General features: G+C 46.1%; 22 protein-coding genes and 1 tRNA gene. 11 read left to right on the plus strand and 12 right to left on the minus strand.

Annotation, left to right across the window (positions count from 1 at the left end):
• Positions 1–123: 123 nt before the first annotated feature.
• The 4 genes from K5X84_RS06515 to K5X84_RS06530 form a co-directional block, all read right to left on the minus strand.
• A complete protein-coding gene (locus K5X84_RS06515) occupies positions 124–717 on the minus strand; it encodes a DNA-3-methyladenine glycosylase family protein (protein WP_222235375.1) in 594 nt (197 codons plus the stop codon).
• Between the two features lie 7 nt (positions 718–724).
• Entirely contained in the window at positions 725–1,519 is a 795-nt protein-coding gene (locus K5X84_RS06520; RefSeq protein WP_222235376.1) for a thioesterase family protein, read from the minus strand.
• A 29-nt stretch (positions 1,520–1,548) separates the two neighbouring features.
• The gene (locus K5X84_RS06525) at positions 1,549–2,502 is read right to left on the minus strand and encodes a DUF3667 domain-containing protein (protein WP_222235377.1); all 954 of its coding nucleotides are present in this window, start codon (positions 2,500–2,502) and stop codon (positions 1,549–1,551) included.
• 113 nt (positions 2,503–2,615) lie between these two features.
• Positions 2,616–2,707 (minus strand) — tRNA-Ser (locus tag K5X84_RS06530).
• Between the two features lie 246 nt (positions 2,708–2,953).
• Here K5X84_RS06530 and K5X84_RS06535 point away from each other — a divergent pair.
• From K5X84_RS06535 to K5X84_RS06555, 5 genes are all read left to right on the plus strand, one after another.
• On the plus strand, positions 2,954–3,622 hold the full coding sequence (locus tag K5X84_RS06535; protein WP_054487847.1) for a Bax inhibitor-1/YccA family protein: 669 nt from the start codon (positions 2,954–2,956) through the stop codon (positions 3,620–3,622).
• A gap of 69 nt (positions 3,623–3,691) precedes the next feature.
• Positions 3,692–4,036 (plus strand): sulfurtransferase complex subunit TusD, encoded by a 345-nt coding sequence (tusD, locus tag K5X84_RS06540; RefSeq protein WP_054487849.1) that lies wholly within the window; start codon positions 3,692–3,694, stop codon positions 4,034–4,036.
• Positions 4,037–4,041: 5 nt separating this feature from the next.
• Positions 4,042–4,359 carry a DsrE family protein gene (locus K5X84_RS06545; RefSeq protein WP_222235378.1) on the plus strand — a complete coding sequence of 106 codons (318 nt, stop codon included), beginning with the start codon at positions 4,042–4,044 and terminating at the stop codon, positions 4,357–4,359.
• The gene (locus tag K5X84_RS06550) at positions 4,356–4,625 is read left to right on the plus strand and encodes a hypothetical protein (RefSeq protein ID WP_222235379.1); all 270 of its coding nucleotides are present in this window, start codon (positions 4,356–4,358) and stop codon (positions 4,623–4,625) included. Before K5X84_RS06545 ends, K5X84_RS06550 begins: the two co-directional genes overlap by 4 nt.
• Positions 4,626–4,630: 5 nt before the next feature.
• On the plus strand, positions 4,631–4,960 hold the full coding sequence (locus K5X84_RS06555; RefSeq protein ID WP_054487854.1) for a TusE/DsrC/DsvC family sulfur relay protein: 330 nt from the start codon (positions 4,631–4,633) through the stop codon (positions 4,958–4,960).
• Between the two features lie 8 nt (positions 4,961–4,968).
• On the opposite strand, the gene serS is transcribed toward K5X84_RS06555, so the two are convergent.
• The 6 genes from serS to lrp form a co-directional block, all read right to left on the minus strand.
• A complete protein-coding gene (serS, locus tag K5X84_RS06560) occupies positions 4,969–6,261 on the minus strand; it encodes a serine--tRNA ligase (RefSeq protein WP_222235380.1) in 1,293 nt (430 codons plus the stop codon).
• A gap of 7 nt (positions 6,262–6,268) precedes the next feature.
• A complete protein-coding gene (gene crcB, locus K5X84_RS06565) occupies positions 6,269–6,658 on the minus strand; it encodes a fluoride efflux transporter CrcB (RefSeq protein WP_222235381.1) in 390 nt (129 codons plus the stop codon).
• Entirely contained in the window at positions 6,651–7,991 is a 1,341-nt protein-coding gene (locus K5X84_RS06570) for a replication-associated recombination protein A (RefSeq protein ID WP_222235382.1), read from the minus strand. The genes crcB and K5X84_RS06570 overlap by 8 nt, the downstream gene beginning before the upstream one ends.
• A 5-nt stretch (positions 7,992–7,996) precedes the next feature.
• Positions 7,997–8,599, minus strand: coding sequence for an outer membrane lipoprotein periplasmic chaperone LolA (lolA, locus tag K5X84_RS06575; protein WP_222235383.1), 603 nt, complete (start codon positions 8,597–8,599; stop codon positions 7,997–7,999).
• A gap of 4 nt (positions 8,600–8,603) precedes the next feature.
• Positions 8,604–10,979 (minus strand): DNA translocase FtsK, encoded by a 2,376-nt coding sequence (locus tag K5X84_RS06580; protein ID WP_222235384.1) that lies wholly within the window; start codon positions 10,977–10,979, stop codon positions 8,604–8,606.
• 82 nt (positions 10,980–11,061) lie between these two features.
• Positions 11,062–11,553, minus strand: a complete 492-nt coding sequence (gene lrp / locus K5X84_RS06585; RefSeq protein ID WP_054487866.1) for a leucine-responsive transcriptional regulator Lrp — start codon at positions 11,551–11,553, stop codon at positions 11,062–11,064.
• 141 nt (positions 11,554–11,694) lie between these two features.
• On the opposite strand from lrp, the gene ald reads away from it, so the two are divergent.
• From ald to infA, 5 genes are all read left to right on the plus strand, one after another.
• Positions 11,695–12,822 (plus strand): alanine dehydrogenase, encoded by a 1,128-nt coding sequence (gene ald / locus K5X84_RS06590; RefSeq protein WP_054487867.1) that lies wholly within the window; start codon positions 11,695–11,697, stop codon positions 12,820–12,822.
• 145 nt (positions 12,823–12,967) lie between these two features.
• Positions 12,968–13,927 (plus strand): thioredoxin-disulfide reductase, encoded by a 960-nt coding sequence (trxB, locus tag K5X84_RS06595; protein ID WP_222235385.1) that lies wholly within the window; start codon positions 12,968–12,970, stop codon positions 13,925–13,927.
• Between the two features lie 9 nt (positions 13,928–13,936).
• On the plus strand, positions 13,937–14,647 hold the full coding sequence (gene aat / locus K5X84_RS06600) for a leucyl/phenylalanyl-tRNA--protein transferase (protein ID WP_222235386.1): 711 nt from the start codon (positions 13,937–13,939) through the stop codon (positions 14,645–14,647).
• Positions 14,647–15,357 carry an arginyltransferase gene (locus tag K5X84_RS06605; protein WP_222235387.1) on the plus strand — a complete coding sequence of 237 codons (711 nt, stop codon included), beginning with the start codon at positions 14,647–14,649 and terminating at the stop codon, positions 15,355–15,357. Before aat ends, K5X84_RS06605 begins: the two co-directional genes overlap by 1 nt.
• Before the next feature lie 27 nt (positions 15,358–15,384).
• Complete coding sequence (infA, locus tag K5X84_RS06610; protein ID WP_054487875.1) at positions 15,385–15,603, plus strand: translation initiation factor IF-1; 219 nt, start codon at positions 15,385–15,387, stop codon at positions 15,601–15,603.
• 71 nt (positions 15,604–15,674) lie between these two features.
• On the opposite strand, the gene clpA is transcribed toward infA, so the two are convergent.
• On the minus strand, positions 15,675–17,942 hold the full coding sequence (gene clpA, locus K5X84_RS06615; protein WP_222235388.1) for an ATP-dependent Clp protease ATP-binding subunit ClpA: 2,268 nt from the start codon (positions 17,940–17,942) through the stop codon (positions 15,675–15,677).
• Positions 17,943–17,969: 27 nt separating this feature from the next.
• A complete protein-coding gene (gene clpS, locus K5X84_RS06620) occupies positions 17,970–18,278 on the minus strand; it encodes an ATP-dependent Clp protease adapter ClpS (protein WP_011233927.1) in 309 nt (102 codons plus the stop codon).
• Between the two features lie 213 nt (positions 18,279–18,491).
• Here clpS and cspD point away from each other — a divergent pair, with 213 nt between their 5' ends.
• Complete coding sequence (cspD, locus tag K5X84_RS06625; RefSeq protein ID WP_054487879.1) at positions 18,492–18,707, plus strand: cold shock domain-containing protein CspD; 216 nt, start codon at positions 18,492–18,494, stop codon at positions 18,705–18,707.
• Positions 18,708–18,769 lie beyond the last annotated feature (62 nt).

The raw sequence follows: 18,769 nt of genomic DNA on the forward strand, positions 1-18,769 counted from the left end.
TGAGCTTTTAACGACGATAACAAGTTGCTTTTACAGAATTTTACAAAAGCTCGGGAAAAGCCAGTTTCAGGGTTTGCCAATAGCTATTGAAGACAAGCGAAAGGTGGAGTTTTTGAGTAGAGGTTACAGGCGGGCCTGGTCCAACATATCCCACAAATAACAAGCCAGGTAGCTTCTGTAGGGTTGAGCCCTTTTCGGAATAATTAGGATATCCTGATCTTTTAAAAGACTCATAGCTTTACGAAGCGAGCTGTCCTGAATTGGGAAAAGATCCTGATGGGCAAAGTGAAACATCGCTAAAATAGAGGCAGTCCACGGACCAACCCCCTTAAGCCGGGTGACATCGGCAATTAACTCTTTCGACCCCATGCCAGACCACGACTCTACCCTATCCGGTTCTTTTTGCTGACATTGCGCAACACTACTAATAGCGGCAGCTTTGGTGCGACTAACGCCGCAACTCATAAGTTCTTCGACCGGAAGATAAGCGATACCTCCGGCACCAAGTGATTTAGCCTTTTGCTCAGCTCTTTCAATGATGGTCGCCGACGCTTTCAATGACAGCATTTGACGGATAATAATCCGGGGTAATGCCTCAATTACCGGCATATGTGAAGGAGCAAGCAACTCTCGTGACGGTAACTGTAACAACAGCAAATCGATACCCGGTTGAGTATCGATAAGGTGCTGTCGGATTATTTCAGGTGTTGTTTCCATAAACCTATTATGCGAACACAGTGAAGCTCTGTCGACTAATAGCTAACAATTTCCCTTCCTCACTCCATAAGCCCGCTCTGCTGTGGCCATAGCCATGTTCCGCATGCTCAATAAAAGCTTCGTACTGAAACCAGTCGTTGGTGTTAAATTCGTCCAGGGGGAGATCCGGAAATTCGATAGTCCAGGTAAGTGACGAAGCCGGTGCGGGGCTATCCAGGTGAGGGAGTACCGCAGGTGGCCAGGCATCAACTAACGCCAAAACTGCTGCAGTGGTCAGTTCTTGCTGCTCTTTACGAAAGCGTATCCAGCCACCAAAGGTTCGACCCGGCTGCCCACTAAATGGCATACCACCGGAAGTAATACGGTAATCAAAGTTTTTTGCAAATTCAGGAACAATATCGGCTTCAGGTAAACCAGGACCGTCATTAATTGTTTTTAAGTCAGGCGGTGTTTCACCGCTAACCGATACAGAGGATGAGCGCCCTTTACCTAAGCTGGCTAATCCAGCTAGCATGACTTCGTCATTTTGTGTTATTTCAACCGACACCTGCAACACAGAAGATCCCTGTCTTAATACCCGATAACTTAACGTTGCATCCCCTGGTGTCGCCGGCGCGACAAAAGAAATAGCTAAGCTACGCAAATGGTAATCTCCCGGGAACTGTCGCAATAGAAACTGTGCAGCTAAAGCCGCACTAAAACCACCAAAAAATGCCCTACCCTGTGCCCAGCCTTCCGGTAGCTTAATGGTTTGATTATTTTTGTCATTTTCTATTAACGCTAAAGTCTCGTGAAACAGCATGACGCTTCCCTGTTAAACAGTTGTTTGAATTAGCTATTAAGAATACCAATTATCACCATGATGACAAAGGATGTTATTAACAAAACCAAATAAACCAAGCCTGATACGAAAAATTTGATGGTGGTTAAAAACCAACGCTGTTGATAAAACTTTTTTTGAGTTAGCAGTAAATAGACGAGTAACCAAATTAAAAGAAGGTTCTCTACCCAGTTACCTATTACTGTAAGCCAACTCCAAACTGGGGAGCTTGCTAATGAGCCTGTTAACTTGCTAACAATGGTTACCAGCATTAATGTCAACAACATAAACGCGTGAGTGTGCAGCGCTACGGTAAGATGCTCTAAATAAAACCGATGCCCAAATAAATAGATAATTTTAAGAAATAACGCCCAGAACGGAAGCATAAGCAACATCATTTGAGGAGTCATCGATACCAGCTTTTGAGCGAACTGGCCTGGATTTTCCGCCAAGTGCTTCAGCTTTGCTTCGAGTTCCAGCTCTTCCCCGGGCGTCATTAACGGTATATCAGTTCCTTCAAGGGATATGTGAAGCGGTTCAGAGGCGTCCCGTTCATTTGCAATAAAAGGCTTCAATTCATCAGGTAGCGATTCTCTAGCGTCTTGTTGAGTTTGCTGTGCTTGCTTCAATTCTTCTGGTGAGGGCTTATTGATATCAATATCAATAAGCCACGTTAATACCATAAAGGCTATCAGCGATATGAAGAAATAAAGCCGCAGCGGTGGGACATAAGACGCATGACGTCCTCGAATAAACTCGAGCGACAAAAAACCTGGAGTTAGAAATAACCCCCGAAGTGTTCTATAAAAACGCGAATCCCAGTGCCCTATTTCACCAAATAGATCGCCCACCACCGCAAAGATACTTCGCATATATTGCTTATCTTGCTGCCCGCAGCGATGGCAGTAATCACCTTGAAGTTTTGTATTGCAGTTTTTGCAAAGGTTTGCATCGGGTGTGGTCATGACAAATTCCTTTTTTATGAATATATCAGCAATGAGGGAATTGTCGAATAACTCTGGAGGTGCGTAAAAAGCAAAAAAGCCCAACTCAAGGAGCTGGGCTTTTTTGCTAAATTTGGCGGAGAGGGAGGGATTCGAACCCCCGGTGGGAATGAACCCACGCCTGATTTCAAGTCAGGTGCATTCAACCGAGCTCTGCCACCTCTCCGTATTGTTTGTTCTCTTCAACTGCGTCGTTGAGAACGAAGCGAATATTAAAGACCTAAATTACGCTTGTAAAGGAAAAATTTGAACAAAGTGTCCGTTTGGGCGTTTATTAGACAAACTGAACGTTTTTCGCTAGAAATTACCCTTTAATTTCCTACCCAAGGCCCCCATTAATGCTGTAGTATTTAGGAAACTTTTTAAATAAAAAACCGTCTTAACAGACAGTAAGTTCAACACGGAGAAATCTATGAACAATCGCAGTCAGACTTATGTCGGTCAGAACGAATCGACGCTGGCCGTTAATAAGGTACTACGCAACACTTATACATTATTGGCAATGACACTGGCTTTCAGTGCTGTTGTTGCAACTATCAGCACTATGATGAACTTACCTTATCCGGGCCTCATCATTACTTTAGTTGCCTACTTTGGTTTGCTTTTTGGTATTCACAAGACCAAAGATAGCGGCATGGGTATTGTATTAACCTTCGCTCTAACTGGCTTTTTAGGTTACACCCTTGGCCCTATCCTTAATATGGCACTGTCAATGCCTGGAGGCGGCGAGATGGTTGCTACTGCGCTAGGTGGTACAGCCCTGACGTTCTTTGCAACTTCAGCCTATGTCTTAACCACTAAAAAGGACATGTCTAAATTAGGTGGCCTGGTTACTGCCGGTATTATCATGGTCTTTGTAGCGATAATAGCTAACCTGTTCTTCCAGTTGCCAGCATTACAGCTTGCAATCTCTGCTATCATGATTCCATTAATGGCTATGTTGATTATGTGGCAGACCAGCGACATCATTAACGGTGGCGAGCGCAACTACATCCTCGCAACAGTGACTTTGTATGTCTCAATTTATAACTTATTCCTTAGCATGCTACAGCTGCTAATGGCGTTTGGCGGCGACGAATAAAAGCGACTGCCTACAGGGTTACAATAAACGCCCCGCCATGCGGGGCGTTTTTGTTTAAAGTGAGTATTTATGGCCAAAATAACGCTCATAGTTCAAAACAGTGCTGAAGAACAGCTAAAGTCTCAGGAAGCTTTATCCTTTGCTCTCGCTGCAATTAACGGCGGCCATGAGATTGCTTGTATCTTTTTCTACCGGGAAGCCGTGAATCATGCACTACTGACAACACCGGTTGAAAATAAAGCTTTAATAAATCAATGGGAAGCAATGAGCCGTCAGCATAATGTCCCCTTAGTGGTGTGTCACACGGTAGCAGAGCGTAAAGGAATTGAAGAGTTCCACCCAAGTTTTCAAGCTTCGGGCTTGACCGCTCTGGCAACAGCTATTGCCAACAGTGACCGGACTTTACAATTTTAACCATTATGAAGAAAATCGCTATTTTACAATGCAGTTCAGACACTAACGCAGCAACCGAAGCATTAGATGTCGCTTTATCGCTGGCAAGCTTTGATCACCCTGTTCAACTCATACTGGCAGGCGAAGCAGTTAACTGCCTACTCAATAGCCCTTCAAAGCGTTACGGCATGCTGGAGCTACTCGATGCAGAACCTATCGCTATAAGCTCAGAGTCTACAATTAACATAGACGCTCTGCCGGATTCGTTAGACACAGTAATTATTTCTGCAAATGAACTAAAGCAGCACCTGGATCAATTTGACGAGGTTCTACAGTTCTCATGACATCTACCCTGCACTGGTTAAGAAATACGACACTAACTCAATGGTTAGCACAGTACAGTCATTTACTCGGCAATAGGGACGCTCTGCTTATTTCCGGGGAACAACTGGGTCAGTTACCTGATAAGCAGCCTGTAAAGCAGTCAATATATGCCAGAAAAAATGACGCTGAGTGTTTAGGAAATACCTTACCAACTTATGTCATGTTAAAATCTGACGAAGAGTGGGTTGAACTGGTTCTCAGTTTTCGGCAGCAAATTACCTGGTAGTCCGCATGATTGAATTTAACGGTAAAACATACGAAACCGACAAGCACGAGTATTTAGCCAATATTGATGACTGGAATGAAGAGCTGGCCCTGCATATTGCGGAGCTTGAAAACATTGATATGACACCGGCACACTGGGAAGTTGTCAATTTTGTACAAGACTTTTACCGAGAATTCGATACCAGTCCGGCTATGCGTGTTTTGGTGAAAGCCATGAAAAAGCAGTTGGGAGAAGATAAAGGCAACAGTCGTTACCTTTACAAATTGTTCCCGAAAGGCCCGGCTAAGCAGGCCACACGAATTGCGGGCCTGCCGAAACCGGCTAAATGCATTTAGGGTTAACCTTAGCCCTTAATAACTTCAAGGCCACCCATATAAGGCCGCAGGGCTTCAGGCACAACTATTGAGCCGTCTTCCTGTTGGTAGTTCTCCAGTACAGCGACTAACGCCCGGCCTACTGCCAGTCCAGAGCCATTTAGTGTGTGCATAAGCTCTGGTTTTTTCGCACCCTTGCGGCGAAAACGAGCCTGCATACGACGTGCCTGAAAGTCCTGCATATTTGAGCAAGAGCTGATTTCACGGTACGCCTGTTGCGCTGGTAACCATACTTCTAAATCGTAAGTTTTAGCGGCGCCAAAGCCCATGTCACCTGTGCAAAGCAGTACCTTACGGTAAGGCAGCCCAAGCTTTTGCAACACGGTTTCAGCATGACCAGTCAGTTGCTCTAAAGCGTCCATTGATTCTTCAGGTTTCACTAACCAGACAAGCTCGACTTTATCAAACTGATGCTGACGAATAAGGCCTCGGGTGTCACGACCATGAGAGCCGGCTTCACTGCGGAAACACGGTGTATGCGCCGTAAATTTAAGCGGTAATTCTTCTTCGTCGGCTATTTCGTCACGGTATAGGTTCGTTAACGGTACTTCGGCCGTTGGAATCAATGACATTGGTATTTGGTCTTGTGACTCGCCTTCAATGTGGAATAAATCTTTACCAAATTTAGGTAACTGCCCTGTTCCCAGCAAAGAATCCTGATTCACCATATAAGGCACGTAGGTTTCCAGGTAACCGTGCTCTTGTGTGTGTAAATCCAGCATGAACTGAGTCAGCGCACGATGCAGACGAGCAATACCACCACGCATAACAACGAAGCGCGCCCCGGTTAATTTCGCGGCGGCTTCAAAGTCCATACCTTTGGCTAACGCTTCGCCAAGATCAACGTGATCTTTTACTTCAAAGTCGAACGACTTAGGTTCACCCCAGGTTAATACTTCCTGGTTTTCACTCTCATCTTTACCTTGTGGTACTTCTTCTGCCGGTAAGTTCGGCACACCCATAATAATGTCGTTAAGCTCTTCCTGAATCGCTTTAAGTTCTTCTTTCGCGCTATCCAGCTGGTCACCTAAATCACTCACCGCATCGAGTAACGGCTGTATATCTTCACCCGCTGCTTTCGCTTTACCAATCGCTTTGGAGCGACTGTTACGTTCAGCCTGAAGTTGTTCAGTACGTACCTGTACCTCTTTACGTTGTTCTTCAAGCTTGCTGAGTTTAGCAACGTCTAAGTCGAAGCCTCTTTTAGCAAGTGCTTTTGCGGTATTGTCTAATTCCTCACGGAAGTATTTAGCGTCTAGCATGAGTGTCCTATTTAACCGTTGTTGAGTACAACATCATTGCTGCAACAACAGCAGCAATACAGATAATTACGTTTAAGCCGACGTGCAAGGCGGCTTTTAGCATTTCGCCCTGGCTGACAAGCGTTACAACCTCAACCGAGAACGTTGAGAAGGTTGTAAATGCGCCTAATACACCTACACCAAGGAATAAGCGGGTTGTCTCTGACACGGATTGTTGTTGCCCGTACGCCAGTAACAGCCCCAATAAAAAAGAGCCTAATATGTTAACGGTCAGCGTCGCAAAAGGGAATGCCCGCAGTCCAAATGATTGCATCGCAAGGCCAATAGCGTAACGTCCCGAGGCGCCAATGGCTCCGCCGGCAGCAACGCAGAAAAAATGCAGCAGTAGGTTATTCATCGGGCTCCCTTTTCCAGTCTGACTTAGCATCCATATCTTGTAGCCAGCGCAGCTTTTCCTGCAACTTAATTTCTAAGCCGCGCGGCTCGGGCTGATAAAATTGCGTTTCAGCCAGTTCTGACGGTAAATAACGTTCACCGGGCACATAAGCATTTGGGTAGTTGTGCGCATATTGGTAATCAGCACCGTAGCCCTGCTCTTTATGCACTTTGGTGGGTGCATTGCGTAGGTGTTCCGGTACCGGCGCGTCGCTGTGCTCTTTGGCCGCCCTGAGTGCCCCTTTAAACGCATTGTACACCGCATTACTCTTAGCGGCACAAGCACAATAAATAACGGCCTGAGCTATGGCTCTTTCGCCCTCTGCCGGCCCTACTCTGTGATACGTATCCCAGGCGTTTAACGCTAACTGCAGGGCTCTTGGGTCAGCATTACCAATATCTTCAGAGGCAATAGCCAGTAACCTGCGAGCAATAACCAATGCGTCACCGCCGCCTGTTAATAAGCGCGCGTACCAATATAAGGCACCGTCTGGCGAAGAGCCTCGTACCGATTTATGAAATGCCGATAGAATATCGTAATAATGGTCACCCTGATGGTCGAATGCGGTTGCCTTTTCGCCAATAGCGGCGGTAATTAGCTCAGGTGTTATAGGCTGGCTGCTGCTTTCAACAAAGTCGGCCACTACTTCAAGGTAATTCAGCAACCGTCGAGCGTCGCCACCGGCTAAGTCCAGTAACTTTGCTCTGGCCTCTCCTTCAAGTTGAAGCTGTCTGTCCCCCAGCCCTCTTTCAGAATCTTTTAACGCGCGCTCCAAAGCAACTTCAAGATCGTTTTTTGACAGGGTTTGCAACCGATAAACCCGTGCACGTGATAACAACGCATTGTTTAATTCGAACCCTGGGTTCTCTGTCGTCGCGCCAACAAACACAATAGTACCGTCTTCAATATGCGGTAAAAATGCGTCCTGCTGGCTTTTATTAAAACGGTGCACCTCGTCGACAAACAAAATAGTTCGGCGTCCCTGCTGTTGGGCAACCTGCTTTGCTTCTTCAATGGCTTGTCTTATGTCTTTTACACCGGAGGTAACCGCACTGATACGACTGACAGTAGCATTGGCGGTAGTGGCGATGAGCTCAGCTAAGGTGGTTTTACCGGTACCCGGAGGCCCCCAGAGAATCATTGAATGCAAATGACCTTGTTCAACCGCCACTCGCAGCGGCTTTCCGGGGGCTAATAAATGCTGTTGCCCGACATACTCTTCAATAGTTTGCGGACGCATGCGCGCCGCAAGAGGTTTGAAATCAGGCTGAAAGTCTAAATCAAGGCTGGCCACAACAGTTAACTTTGGTCGTCAACATCAACGCCGTCAGGCACGTCAAAAACGAATTGCTCATCATCAATACTTTCGTTTAAAACAACGTCACTTAACATCAACTCGGTGCGTTCACCTTGTGCCTGAACCATCGTTATCTCTTTTAACTTTTCATCGGAGAAAAGAAGCTCAAGCTTCCGACCATTGGTTTCATGCTCAACGAAATAACGTCCTGCTTCTGAACTCACGCTATAGTTTTCCCATTGCTTGCCATTGCTGTCCAGCACCAACAATAACGGACTGTCATCCACCATGTCCTGCTGTGCATAGACAGTGACTTGCTCGACAAATGGGTTGTAGTACCAAACCTTAGTACCATTAGCGATCATTACACTCTCATCCGGCTCTTTAGTATGCCAGTAAAGGCTTGCCGGACGCTTTAGTTTTAATGTGCCACTAAGGTTTTGCAATACACTGCCCTGCTCGTCTCTCACCCTTTGCTGAAAGTCGGCAGATAGGCTTTGCGTTTGTTTGAGGAGTTTCTGTAACTCATGCTTATCTGACTCAGACTCTAAAGCAAATGCGCTAAAAGAAACGGCCATAATCATGGTAAATACAACTGCTTTCATGAATTTAATCCCTTGGAGCTCTTGGGGCCAACACTTCGCGCTGGCCATTGTTACCGGCACTGGTTACGACACCGGACATTTCCATTTGTTCGACAATGCGTGCAGCGCGATTATAACCAATACGGAATTTCCGCTGTACACTGGACACAGATACTCGTTGAGTTTCGGTCACGAAAGCAACAGCTTCGTCATAAAGCGGATCGGACTCTGCGTCATCCATTTCTTGTTGCTCACCCGGCAGTAAACCCTCTTCACCCTGGTCGCCGGACAGTATTTCTTCCAAATAATTTGGTCGACCGCGTTTCTTCCAGTCTTTAACCACGGCATGCACTTCGTGATCATCAACAAAGGCTCCGTGAACACGAACCGGAGAACCGCTTCCCGGCGGTAAATAGAGCATGTCACCCTGACCTAAAAGCTGATCTGCCCCCGGTTGGTCAAGGATAGTACGAGAGTCCACTTTGGAGGACACCTGAAACGCAATACGGGTTGGGATGTTAGCTTTTATCAAACCAGTAATAACATCCACTGACGGGCGCTGTGTTGCCAAAATAAGATGGATACCAGCGGCTCGGGCCTTTTGAGCTATGCGAGCAATAAGCTCTTCTACTTTTTTGCCAACAATCATCATCATGTCGGCGAATTCATCAATGACAACAACTATGTTTGGCAACTTCTCTAACACCGGTGGCAACTCATCCATAGAGTCACCCGGTTTCCAGATAGGATCCCGCAGCGGTTCGCCGGCTTTTTCTGCCGCTTTAACTTTGGCGTTATAGCCTTTTAAGTTACGCACACCTAATGCTGACATTAACTTATAACGACGCTCCATTTCGCCGACACACCAGCGTAAAGAGTTTGCCGCATCTTTCATGTCGGTCACAACTTCTGTCAGCAAGTGTGGAATACCCTCGTAGACAGACAACTCGAGCATTTTCGGGTCAATCATAATGAGTCGGACATCTTCCGGTGTGCTCTTATAAAGCAAGCTCAGAATCATCACGTTGACACCAACGGACTTGCCTGAACCTGTCGTACCTGCGACCAGGAGGTGCGGCATTTTAGCTAAGTCCACAACCACAGGCTTACCCGCAATGTCTTTACCTAAAATCATTGTCAGTGGCGAGTCGCTGTTCGTGAATTGGTCGCTGTTGATCACCTCACTCAGCTGTACGATTTCGCGATGCTTATTCGGAAGCTCCAGCCCCACATAAGACTTACCGGGTATAACCTCGACTACCCGCACCGCAACAGCGGACAACGTACGAGCAATATCTTTTGCTAAATTCGATATTTTCGAAACCTTAACCCCCGGCGCTAAGTCAAGCTCAAACCGGGTGATAACAGGTCCCGGCTGAACGTGGGCTACACGAACATCAACGCCAAACTCTTTTAATACGGTTTCAACCGTACGTGAAACTTGATCAAGTTCTTCCTGGGTAATGGGGTTGTCTTTTTTGTTTGGCCGGTCCAGAAGCTCTATCGACGGTAAAGGAGGAAGTAATTCGCCTTCGTCTGCATCATCGCTTTCCGGCTCTTTTGTTTTTGGTGTTGCCGGTTCGCTACTGTTTGTTTTCTTCTTCGCAGCCTGTTTGCTGAACCGTGGTGCACCACTCTCATCATGCTCATCATCGACAGAGTTTATCGACGGCAGGCTCAATACCGGCTCTTGTTTATCCGCGCCAAATAAGTCGCTGGTTAAGCTCGAAGCGCTTTTTTCTTCCAGCGCTTGCTCTCGCTTTTCATTGTAGGTTTCGTCATTTTCACTATCTGATGCTTCTGTGCTACCTCGGCTATTCCATAGAACTTTTGCCTTTTCTATCAGCCATAAAACACCGTCGATAACCCACTCACCTAATTTGTCTGCAACCTGTAACCAGCTTATTCCGGTAACTAAGGTTACTCCGGTAAAAAAGAAAGTCAGTAGCAGTAAGGTGGTACCCACAAAATTCAAATACGGCAGTAATGAAGCGGCGATAACGTCGCCAATGACGCCACCGGCTGAAAAGTAATAAATATCATCGAAGTTAATGGAAGACAGCGCAGAAGCGCCAATCAGCGCGAGCATTGCGCCAATCATACGTAAACTAACTGCCAGGTAATCCATTTCCAGCAGTTGGTAGGTTTTTCGGAATAATAAGTAGCCTACACCGACAAAGCCAAAAGGAATAAGATAGGCCACAAAGCCAAAAGCAAATAGAAGGACATCGGCCACCCACGCGCCTACGGCTCCACCCGCATTATGTATGCTTCCTTCATAACCTGTTTGTGACCAACTGGGATCAGCCGGGTTAAAGCTCACCAATGACAAAAAAATGAAAATGGCTAGCGCACCACTTATTAGCAACCCTGCTTCTAAAACTCTTTGTACACCTGTCATTATCTTATTGCAGCGCCTTCGTTAATATTATTATTGGTATTCATTAGTATCCGCATGATTGTAGCGGATGTCAGCCCTAATGTTACCCCTTTACTAATACTTTATTTTCCTGTTTTACCTCTTCCATGACCACATAAGTTCGTGACTCATCAACCCCGGGCATCATTAACAAAGTTTCACCCAGTAATTTACGATATGCACGCATATCGGGAACTCGTGCCTTTATCAGAAAATCGAAATCACCCGCCACTAAATGGCACTCTAGAATTTCATCCGTTTTTCGTGCTGCCTCACTAAACTCCGCAAAAGCGTCTGCGGAAGTTCGCGTCAACGTTATTTCAACGAAAACCATCAGGTTAGCACCTAATTTAGCAGGATTAATTTTAGCATGGTAACTTTCTATAACCTGTTCGCGCTCCAGCTTGCGAACACGCTCCAGGCAGGCTGTCTGGCTAAGGCCTACACGCCTTGCCAGCTCCACGTTTGACATGCGTCCATCGTCTTGCAATAGACGAAGGATCTTCCTGTCAGTTTTATCAATAGTGACTTCTACGGGCTGCTCGGCATTAAACATTATAATTCTCTAAATAATTAACTTTAAATAGTGTATCACACCAAAAAATAACTTAAAAAAAGTAAGTAATACACTAGGGTTTACGTCTATAATTTGCGCCAAATAATTTCCCTTAAACACGAAAATTTTAAGAGGCAGACAATGCTAATTGGTGTACCAAAAGAAATTAAAAACCACGAATACCGCATCGGCTTAACACCTGCTGCTGTGCGCGAGTATGTGGAGAATGGCCACGACGTTATCGTTGAAAACAACGGTGGTGCTGCTATTGGCTTCACGAACGAACAATACATGGAAGCCGGCGCGACTATTATTGATACACCAGAAGAGATTTTCCAGCGTGCCGACATGATTGTAAAAGTAAAAGAACCTCAGCCAAACGAATGCAAAATGCTTCGTGAAGGCCAAATTCTTTATACTTTCCTGCATTTAGCCCCAGACCCAACTCAAACGGAGTTACTGGGTAAAGCAGGTTGTACTGCTATTGCTTACGAAACGGTCACAGATAACCGCAACGGTTTGCCTCTTTTAGCACCGATGAGTGAAGTTGCCGGTCGTATGTCAATTCAGGCAGGTGCACACTACTTAGAAAAAGCACACGGTGGCAGTGGTACCTTATTAGGTGGCGTTCCTGGCGTAGCGCCGGGCAAAGTACTGATCATCGGTGGTGGTGTTGTTGGAACTAACGCTGCAAAAATGGCTATTGGCCTGGGTGCTGAAGTCACTATTCTAGATCGCTCTCTGCCTCGCTTACGTGAACTGGATGATATTTTCGCTGGCCGTGTACAAACGGTTTACTCTACCGTTGATGCCATCGATAAATATTCTCAGGAAGCCGATTTAGTCGTTGGCGCGGTTCTTATTCCCGGCGCTGCAGCACCTAAACTGCTTACGCGTGAAAACATCAGTAAGATGAAACCCGGTTCAGTACTGGTTGACGTAGCTATTGACCAGGGCGGTTGTTTTGAAACATCAAAAGCGACAACGCACCAGGATCCTGTTTACATCATTGATGACGTTGTTCACTACTGCGTCGCTAATATGCCAGGTGGCGTTGCACGTACCTCTACTATCGCTCTTAACAATGCAACTTTGCCTTACGGCATTGCACTTGCGAACAAAGGCGTTAAAGCCATGTTGGAAAACGAGCACCTGTTACGCGGCCTGAATATGCACAAGGGTAAAATTACCTACAAAGCTATTCACGACGATCTGGGTCAGCAGCTAGGTCTGGACTACCAGGACCCACGCGAAGCTCTGCAGGGTTAATACTGACTCTAATAGAAACAAGCCCGTGAACAAAAGTTTGCGGGCTTTTTTGTTGCGGTTCTTGTCGGTCAAGCTTGTAAACCCTACAATCAATCCCCATAGCTAAATAATAAATAATCAAAAACGCATTAATGGAGTTTTTCTAATGGCTGAAGCCAAACACTGTAAGTTACTTATTCTGGGATCAGGACCTGCTGGCTATACAGCTGCTGTCTATGCTGCACGCGCTAATTTAAACCCTGTTATGGTCACAGGTATGCAACAAGGTGGGCAGTTAACCACCACGACCGATGTAGAGAACTGGCCCGGGGATGCAGAAGGTCTGACCGGTCCTGATCTTATGGTGCGTATGCAACAGCATGCGGAACGTTTTGATACAGAAATTGTGTTTGATCATATCAGCAGCGTCGATTTTTCTAAGCGCCCTTTCCAGTTAAAAGGTGACGTTGGCGAGTATACTGCGGACTCAGTTATTATCAGCACAGGCGCTTCAGCTAAGTACTTAGGCTTAGACTCAGAAGAAGCCTTCATGGGTAAAGGCGTTTCAGCTTGCGCAACGTGTGACGGCTTTTTCTACAAAAAGCAAAAGGTCTGCGTTGTCGGCGGTGGTAATACAGCCGTTGAGGAAGCCCTGTACCTGTCGAACATTGCCAGCGAAGTACACGTTATTCATCGCCGCGACACTTTCCGTGCGGAGAAAATCCTGGTTGACCGGCTGCATGAAAAAGAGCAAAACGGGAACGTTACCTTCCACCTCAACAAAACCTTAGATGAAGTTCTGGGTGATGATGCAGGCGTTACCGGTGTTCGTATTAAAGACACCAAAGACGGCAACACAGAAGAGCTGGAAGTCGCAGGTTGCTTCATTGCTATTGGACACCAGCCAAATACCGGTATTTTTGACGGCGAACTGGAAATGCAGGATGGTTACATTCAGGTGCAGAGCGGTCTTCAGGGCAATGCAACGGCAACCAGTGTACCGGGTGTTTTCGCTGCAGGTGATGTCATGGATCATATCTACCGTCAGGCTATTACTTCTGCAGGCACAGGCTGTATGGCTGCATTGGATGCCGAGCGTTACCTTGACGCACTGACTAAGTCTTAGTCGTCTACAGTGATTGTCCAGCTCGATCCGGCATCGATCAGTTTCCCACCAACAGCGACAGCTTTGCACGAACCCAATGGTCTACTCGCTGTCGGTGGTGATTTATCGCCGGGTCGGCTAATACACGCTTATCAACAAGGTATATTTCCCTGGTTTTCTGATAACGACCCTATTCTTTGGTGGTCTCCCAACCCCAGAGCCGTCTTTTTTCCTGACAAAATTCACGTCAGCCGCTCTCTTGCCAAGGCAAACCGGAAACCAAACTGGCAAATCAGTATTAACCGTTGTTTCGTTGATGTTGTTCGTGCCTGTGCCGATCAGCGTTCAGAGAACGAAGGTACCTGGATAACCGAAGAAATGATTGAGGCTTATTGCAAACTTCATCAGTTAGGTCATGCACACTCGGTCGAGGTTTGGTTCGATAACGAACTCGCCGGCGGTTTATATGGTATTTCTGTTGGTCGTGCATTTTGTGGAGAAAGCATGTTTCATTATAAAACTGATGCCTCTAAAATTGCATTAGTGCGCTTTGCCCAGCATTTTAATAACTGTGGCGGACAACTTATCGATTGCCAGGTCGGTAACCCTCATCTATTTTCATTGGGTGCGGTTAATCTGCATCGGGAACGCTTTTTAATGAAATTGAATATAGCTCAACAACAGTCCATGCCGGAAACTTTCTGGCAAACTCGCGAGCTTTCTAATTTCGGAGAGTTATAGTGCAGTTTGGAGTGACGAAAGAAAGTCAGTGTCACTACTTAACGGCAGAAGACGAACGTCTCGTTGTCGCCCTCCCCAATGAGCTCGAACCACTTAACGCCGATCTTTATCAGCAATTAATGCAACACGGCTTTCGAAGAAGTCACAACGACGTTTACCGCCCTCATTGTCGTTTATGCAGCGCCTGCCAGTCTCTCCGGGTAGTTGTGCCCGAGTTTCGCTTTAGTAAGAATCAAAAGCGACTGTTAAACAAAAACAGCGATTTAACTCTTAGCATTAAACAAGCACCGGAGGCTGACTATGATGAGCTATTCTCGCGCTTTATTAATGAACGTCACTCTGACGGCGAGATGTACCCGCCTGACCCTGATAAGTTTTGGAACTGGGTTTCCTGTGACTGGTTAACACCGGAATTATTAGAATGGCGTAATGACCAGGAAGAGCTCATTATTGTTTCGATTGTCGACAGAACCGCGGACGCCATGTCAGCAGTTTATACCTTTTTTAATCCTGATCACGACAAACGCTCACCGGGAACATACGCCGTACTGGAAATGCTTCGCTTAGCGCAGCAAAGACAGGTATCGAGACTGTATCTTGGGTACCAAATTGATGACTGCAAGAAGATGAATTATAAGACTCGATTTGCGCCATATGAACGACTGGTTGGCAATCATTGGAAAAAAGAGCTAAAATCGCACACACTTTAGGCTTCAAACAAATATTAGAGGATTTTAATGGCGAAAGAAGACAGTATTGAGATGCAAGGAACGGTTCTTGAAACCCTTCCTAACACTATGTTCCGAGTAGAGTTGGAAAATGGTCATGTGGTTACTGCCCATATTTCAGGAAAAATGCGCAAGCACTATATCCGCATCCTGACAGGCGATACCGTGACTGTACAGTTAACTCCGTACGACCTGACTAAAGGCCGCATCGTCTTCCGCGCACGTTAATCCGCACTGAGGATTAAAAAAACCGGCCTGGTTAACGGGCCGGTTTTTTCATTTCTGACTGACGTCTTTAATTAGCCTTCGACAGTTTCGTTCTTACTGTCGTAGTCAAAGGTTAATCCGTCTTTGTCGTTCGCGCTGACCTTCACGCTTCCGCCACGGGCAAGCTTACCGAACAGAATTTCATTGGCTAACGTCTTTTTCAGGTGTTCCTGGATAACCCGGCTCATTGGACGGGCACCCATTTCCTTGTCATAGCCCTTCTCTGCTATCCAGGCATGAGCTGAGGGATCAACCTCAAGCGAAACGCCTTTCTTATCCAACTGAGCCTGCAACTCGCAAATAAACTTATCAACGACTTGTTCAAGCACTTCCGGCGTCAGCTGGTTAAACCAAACAATACCGTCCAGGCGGTTACGAAATTCCGGCGTGAAAATGTTGTTAATTTCAGCAAGCGCATCAAAACTGTGATCCTGCTGCTTAAAGCCAATGGATTTACGAACAGTTTCACGAACACCTGCGTTTGTTGTCATAACAATAATGACGTTGCGGAAATCAGCCTTACGGCCATTATTATCCGTTAAAGTACCGTTATCCATTACCTGCAGCAGTATGTTGAATACATCGCTGTGAGCCTTTTCAAGCTCATCCAGCAACAACACACAGTGTGGCTGCTTGATAACCGCATCGGTTAACAAACCACCCTGCTCATAGCCGACATAGCCGGGAGGTGCACCGATTAAGCGACTTACCGCATGGCGTTCCATGTATTCCGACATATCAAAGCGTACCAGCTCAATGCCCATAGCTTTAGCCAGTTGCTGAGTAACTTCCGTTTTACCAACACCCGTTGGCCCGGCAAAAATGAAAGAACCTATTGGCTGGTTTTCGTTAGCAAGGCCTGAGCGTGACAACCGAATAGCCGCTGTCAGCTTATCAATCGCTTCATCCTGACCAAAGACAACCATTTTCAGATTGCGATCAAGCTGTTTCAACAAGTCTTGATCGGACTGAGAGATCGACTGCTCTGGAATACGGGCTATTTTCGCAATAATGGTTTCAATATCCGATACACCGACCGTTTTACGACGTTTCGATGGCGGCAGTAAACGCTGTGAAGCACCGGCTTCATCCATGACATCGATGGCTTTATCCGGTAAATGCCGTTCATTAATGTATTTAGCAGAGAGCTCAGCCGCTGCTTTAATAGCTGGCTGCGTGTAACGAATACCATGGTGGCTTTCGTATCTCTCTTTTAGACCCATTAATATTTTTGTGGTGTCTTCCACTGAGGGCTCAACCACATCCACTTTTTGGAAGCGGCGAACTAATGCTCTGTCTTTTTCAAAAACGTTCTTAAACTCATTATACGTCGTCGAGCCAATGCATTTTAACTGACCACTGGAAAGCAAAGGTTTTATCAGGTTAGACGCATCCAATACACCACCGCTGGCCGCACCGGCCCCAATAATGGTATGAATTTCATCGATAAATAAAATGGCATGCTCTTTTTCCTGAAGCTCTTTCAAAAGCATTTTAAAACGCTTCTCAAAATCACCCCGGTATTTTGTTCCCGCCAGCAGGTCACCCATATCCAGTGAATAGATGGTTGCATCGGAGAGAATTTCAGGCACTTCGCCCTTAATAATTCGGTAAGCCAGGCCTTCGGCTATGGCTGTTTTACCCACACCGGCTTCCCCCACTAAAAGCGGGTTGTTTTTGCGCCGACGGCAGAGAATTTGAGCGCAACGCTCAAGCTCGTAATCGCGGCCTATCAGTGGGTCTATTTTGCCTTCTTTAGCCTGCACATTAAGGTTAGAGCAGAAGCGTTGTAAATAACTCTGCTGCTCGTCATTACCTTTCATGGCCTCTTCTTCGACCATTTCTTCATCTATCGGCTCGTCATCAATACGAGATATTCCGTGTGAAATGAAGTTAACAATATCCAGTCGGGTAATGTCGTTCTTATTCAATAAATAAACAGCTTGGGATTCTTGCTCACTAAAAATAGCGACAAGAACGTTCGCTCCGGTAACCTCAGCGTTGCCAGAAGACTGCACATGAAACACAGCGCGCTGCAGCACACGTTGGAAGCCTAATGTTGGCTGTGTATCAGGACTTTCCTCGTCAGGACCGAACAATGGTGTACTGCGGTCAATGTAACTCAGCAGTTCTTCTTTCAATTGTTGAAAGTTTGCCCCACAAGCACGAAGCGCTTCAGATGCATCTGGGTTATCCAGCAATGCAACCAATAAGTGCTCAACTGTCATCAGTTCATGATTACGTTCGCGCGCTAGCCGAAACGCATCGTTTAGCGTTAATTCAAGGGCTTTATTCAACATAGACCACTCCTTCCCAGACAACTCGGCTCATTCCTGCTCCATAGTACACAATAACGGATGCTGATTTTCCCGAGCGTATTGGTTTACCTGTACGACTTTAGTTTCGGCGATTTCCGCAGAATATACACCGCAAACGGCCTTCCCTTTATAATGCACCTGTAACATGGTGTCCGTGGCGCGCTCCTGATCCATCTTAAAAAATCTCATCAACACTTCAATCACAAAATCCATGGGCGTGTAGTCATCGTTATTAATGATGACTTTGTACATGGATGGTGGCTTGAGCTCCTGCTTTTCCTCTGTATCGCTAAGGTGCTGGTGGTCAAACTGACTCATTTATTAACAACCTGCCATAATAATAGTTTTAAATTTACCCAAAATGATAAAAAAACAACCAAAATATTAACAACGTAGGTTATTTTTTAAACTTTAGGGCTTGACTAATCACTCACGTCACCTAGAGTTAAACATGGTGCTAAATCGGCGATTTTTCAAGCCACCGCACCTAATAATAATAAACTATCTGTTGCAGAAGAAGGATGTAGAAGTATGGCTACCGGAAAAGTCAAATGGTTCAATAATTCGAAAGGCTTCGGCTTTATCGAAAGCGAGGACCGCGAAGGTGATATTTTCGCTCACTATTCAACCATTGAGATGGAAGGCTATCGCACACTGAAAGCGGGACAACCCGTAGAGTTCGAACTCGAGGAAGGTCCCAAAGGTTTGCACGCCAACAACATTGTTCCCGGTCCTGCCGATAAATAATACCGGCTTAACCAAACAATTAAGTGCCTTTAAAACGCCGGCTTGTCCGGCGTTTTAATTCA

Source organism: Idiomarina abyssalis (assembly GCF_019797805.1).
GTDB lineage: Bacteria > Pseudomonadota > Gammaproteobacteria > Enterobacterales > Alteromonadaceae > Idiomarina > Idiomarina abyssalis.

Excerpts from the sequence above, each read along its gene's own strand:
- K5X84_RS06580 (WP_222235384.1), bottom strand. The coding sequence starts at position 10,979 with ATGACAGGTGTACAAAGAGTTTTAGAAGCAGGGTTGCTAATAAGTGGT.
- lrp (WP_054487866.1), bottom strand. The coding sequence starts at position 11,553 with ATGTTTAATGCCGAGCAGCCCGTAGAAGTCACTATTGATAAAACTGAC.
- K5X84_RS06515 (WP_222235375.1), bottom strand. The coding sequence starts at position 717 with ATGGAAACAACACCTGAAATAATCCGACAGCACCTTATCGATACTCAA.
- clpA (WP_222235388.1), bottom strand. The coding sequence starts at position 17,942 with ATGTTGAATAAAGCCCTTGAATTAACGCTAAACGATGCGTTTCGGCTA.
- serS (WP_222235380.1), bottom strand. The coding sequence starts at position 6,261 with ATGCTAGACGCTAAATACTTCCGTGAGGAATTAGACAATACCGCAAAA.
- infA (WP_054487875.1), top strand. The coding sequence starts at position 15,385 with ATGGCGAAAGAAGACAGTATTGAGATGCAAGGAACGGTTCTTGAAACC.
- cspD (WP_054487879.1), top strand. The coding sequence starts at position 18,492 with ATGGCTACCGGAAAAGTCAAATGGTTCAATAATTCGAAAGGCTTCGGC.
- clpS (WP_011233927.1), bottom strand. The coding sequence starts at position 18,278 with ATGAGTCAGTTTGACCACCAGCACCTTAGCGATACAGAGGAAAAGCAG.
- trxB (WP_222235385.1), top strand. The coding sequence starts at position 12,968 with ATGGCTGAAGCCAAACACTGTAAGTTACTTATTCTGGGATCAGGACCT.
- lolA (WP_222235383.1), bottom strand. The coding sequence starts at position 8,599 with ATGAAAGCAGTTGTATTTACCATGATTATGGCCGTTTCTTTTAGCGCA.
- K5X84_RS06555 (WP_054487854.1), top strand. The coding sequence starts at position 4,631 with ATGATTGAATTTAACGGTAAAACATACGAAACCGACAAGCACGAGTAT.
- K5X84_RS06550 (WP_222235379.1), top strand. The coding sequence starts at position 4,356 with ATGACATCTACCCTGCACTGGTTAAGAAATACGACACTAACTCAATGG.
- K5X84_RS06535 (WP_054487847.1), top strand. The coding sequence starts at position 2,954 with ATGAACAATCGCAGTCAGACTTATGTCGGTCAGAACGAATCGACGCTG.
- K5X84_RS06525 (WP_222235377.1), bottom strand. The coding sequence starts at position 2,502 with ATGACCACACCCGATGCAAACCTTTGCAAAAACTGCAATACAAAACTT.
- K5X84_RS06545 (WP_222235378.1), top strand. The coding sequence starts at position 4,042 with ATGAAGAAAATCGCTATTTTACAATGCAGTTCAGACACTAACGCAGCA.
- crcB (WP_222235381.1), bottom strand. The coding sequence starts at position 6,658 with ATGAATAACCTACTGCTGCATTTTTTCTGCGTTGCTGCCGGCGGAGCC.
- ald (WP_054487867.1), top strand. The coding sequence starts at position 11,695 with ATGCTAATTGGTGTACCAAAAGAAATTAAAAACCACGAATACCGCATC.
- K5X84_RS06520 (WP_222235376.1), bottom strand. The coding sequence starts at position 1,519 with ATGCTGTTTCACGAGACTTTAGCGTTAATAGAAAATGACAAAAATAAT.
- tusD (WP_054487849.1), top strand. The coding sequence starts at position 3,692 with ATGGCCAAAATAACGCTCATAGTTCAAAACAGTGCTGAAGAACAGCTA.